General features: G+C 74.0%; 3 protein-coding genes. 2 read left to right on the top strand and 1 reads right to left on the bottom strand.

From position 1 onward, the window contains the following. Both AB0H87_RS40685 and ligD read left to right on the top strand, forming a co-directional pair. Nucleotides 1-822, top strand: an 822-nt coding sequence (locus AB0H87_RS40685) for an ATP-dependent DNA ligase (RefSeq protein WP_360158857.1), incomplete at its 5' end; no start/stop codon positions are given. Then, entirely contained in the window at nucleotides 819-1,718 is a 900-nt protein-coding gene (ligD, locus tag AB0H87_RS40680; RefSeq protein WP_360158854.1) for a non-homologous end-joining DNA ligase, read from the top strand. The genes AB0H87_RS40685 and ligD, both read left to right, overlap by 4 nt. Before the next feature lie 6 nt (nucleotides 1,719-1,724). On the opposite strand, the gene AB0H87_RS40675 is transcribed toward ligD, so the two are convergent. After that, on the bottom strand, nucleotides 1,725-2,357 hold the full coding sequence (locus AB0H87_RS40675) for a hypothetical protein (protein ID WP_360158851.1): 633 nt from the start codon (nucleotides 2,355-2,357) through the stop codon (nucleotides 1,725-1,727). Between the last annotated feature and the right edge of the window lie 90 nt (nucleotides 2,358-2,447).

Raw genomic sequence — 2,447 nt, 5'->3', positions numbered from 1 at the left:
GACGGTGACGACCCCGGCGCCGGCGAGTCGCAGGGCGTGCCGGCCCGCGCCCGCCGGGAACCGCCAGGCCGGGCGCAGCGGCTGCATCCGGCCGCGAGCCGCGTCGCGCGCCTGGCCGCCGCGACACCGGCCCGGTTCGTCGCGTTCGACCTGCTGGCCCGGGACGGCCGTGACCTGCGTGAACAGCCGTACGGGCAGCGCCGCGCCGCCCTGGCGGACTTCCTCGCCGCCGCGGACCCGGTGGTGGCGCTGACGCCGTCGGTGGGGGATCCCGAGGTCGCGGAACGGTGGGCGCGCGGCGACCTCGCCGCGGGCTACGACGGCGTGGTCGCCAAACCGGTCGACGGCCGCTACGAACCCGGGCGTCGCGGGTGGTGGAAGGTCAAGCCTGACCGGACCGCCGACTGCGTCGTCGCCGGCTGCCGGGTCGGCGGTGCCGGTGAGCTGAGCTCGCTGCTGCTCGGCCTCTACGACCACGCCGGCGACCTGCGACACGTCGGCGTGGTCTCGTCGTTCTCGCGCGACCAGCGGCACGCCATGCCGGCCACGCTCGCGCCCTACGTCACCGACCTCGACGAACACCCGTGGCGCCATGGGTTCGCCCTCGAGGGCGGCTCGATCGGGCGGCTCGCCGGCTCGGCCGGCCGGTGGACGCCGCAGATGACCCGCGACTGGATACCGCTGCGCCCGGCGCTCGTCTGCGAGGTCGGCTACGACCGCCCGGACGGCCTGCGGTTCCGGCACCCCGCCCGGTTCCGCCGCTGGCGCCCCGACCGCACCGCGGCGTCCTGCACCGTCGACCAGCTCACCGACGCGTCATGACCGGCGACCCGACCGTGCGAGCCAACGGCCGTGCCGTGCGCGTGTCGACACCCGGCCGTGTCCTGTTCCCCGACGTGCCGTTCACCAAGGGCGACCTGGTCGCCTACTACCTCGACGTCGCCGAGGCCGTGCTCCCGCACATCCGGGGGCGGCCGCTGACCCTGCACCGCTTTCCCTACGGGGTCTACGGCAGGCACTTCTACCAGACCCGAACCCCACCGCACCCCGACTGGATCCGTACCGCCGTCATGCACTATCCCCGCACCGGCAAGACGTTCGAGGCGCCCGTCATCGACGACACCGCGGGCCTGGTGTGGGCGGCCAACCTCGCCGCGGTCGAACTGCACCCCTTCCTCGGCCGGGCCGACGACCTCGACCGACCGACCGGTCTCGTGTTCGACCTCGACCCCGGTTTCCCCGCGAGCCTCGCCGACGCCTGCGCCGTCGCCCTCGACCTGGCCGAGACGCTGGCCGCCACCGGCCTGCGGGCCTGGCCGAAGACGTCGGGTCTCAAGGGCCTGCACGTCCACGTGCCGCTGAACACGCCGGTGACGTTCGACGAGACGAAGGCCCATGCCCGGACCGTCGCGGCGCTGCTCGCCCGCCGCGCACCCGAGCGGGTCGTCGACCGGATGACCCGCGCCGTCCGCGCCGGGAAGGTCTTCATCGACTGGAGCCAGAACGACCCAGGAAAATCCACGGTGGCGCCGTACGCCCTGCGCGGCCTCCCCACGCCGAGCGCGGCGACACCGGCGACCTGGGACGAGGTCCGCGCATGGGCGAACGGGTCCGCCGAGTTCCCGGCGTTCGGTCCCGCGAACATCCGCGCCCGCCTCGCGCGATACGGTGACCTGGTCGCCCCGCTGAACGCCACACAGCAGGCGCTGGGCTTCTAGAGCTCGTCAGACCGCGTCCTGGGCCTGTTCGACGCGCGGCCGGACCGGTCGGGCGCCACGGCGGGGGAGGCCGTCGCCGCGGGCGATCGTTGTCGCCAGATACAGGGCCGGGATCAGCAGGAGCAGATCGACCGCCAGGGCGACGAGCTCGATCCGCGGGATCCGCGCGACGGGGAACAGCACCGCGCCGGCGGCGAGCAGGATGCCCGTCCAGGCCGGGACTCGCCGGCTGGCGAGCAGATAGACCGCGAGGAGCAGGAGCGTGATCGGGAACGCCGGTCCGCCCACCCAGAAGATCACGTTGGCCGCGACGGGGTGGTCGCCGAGGGCCGCCAGCGCCTGGTCATGGCTGATCCCGTAAATCGCGTTCAGGACGCCTTGCAGGCCGAAGGCGGCGCCGCCGCAGACCGCGCCGTACGAGGCGAGAAGCATGCCCCAGCCGGCGACCCGTGGCGCGTACGGGCGGATCGCGGCGGCGATGCCGGCGAAGCCGACGACCCAGGCGACCGAGCCCAGGACCAGTAGCGTGCCGGCGACCAGGCCGTACTCCGCCTCGCCGACCCAGAACAGGTCGGCCGCGGTGAACAGCGCCGGCCCGATGACCAGGCAGGCCGCGTACGGCAGTCGTTCCCCCGACAACCTCACACGATGAATCCTCGACCGTCGGCCCAGGACAGTCATTCCGGCTGCCGTCCCAGGCGGAGGTGGGGGTGCCCCTACCATCTTCTA

The sequence above is a fragment of the Asanoa sp. NPDC050611 genome, from assembly GCF_040654855.1.
In the GTDB taxonomy this organism is placed as follows: Bacteria; Actinomycetota; Actinomycetes; order Mycobacteriales; family Micromonosporaceae; genus Asanoa.
This window is presented reverse-complemented; position numbering and strand designations above follow the sequence as displayed.

Excerpts from the sequence above, each read along its gene's own strand:
- ligD (WP_360158854.1), top strand. The coding sequence starts at position 819 with ATGACCGGCGACCCGACCGTGCGAGCCAACGGCCGTGCCGTGCGCGTG.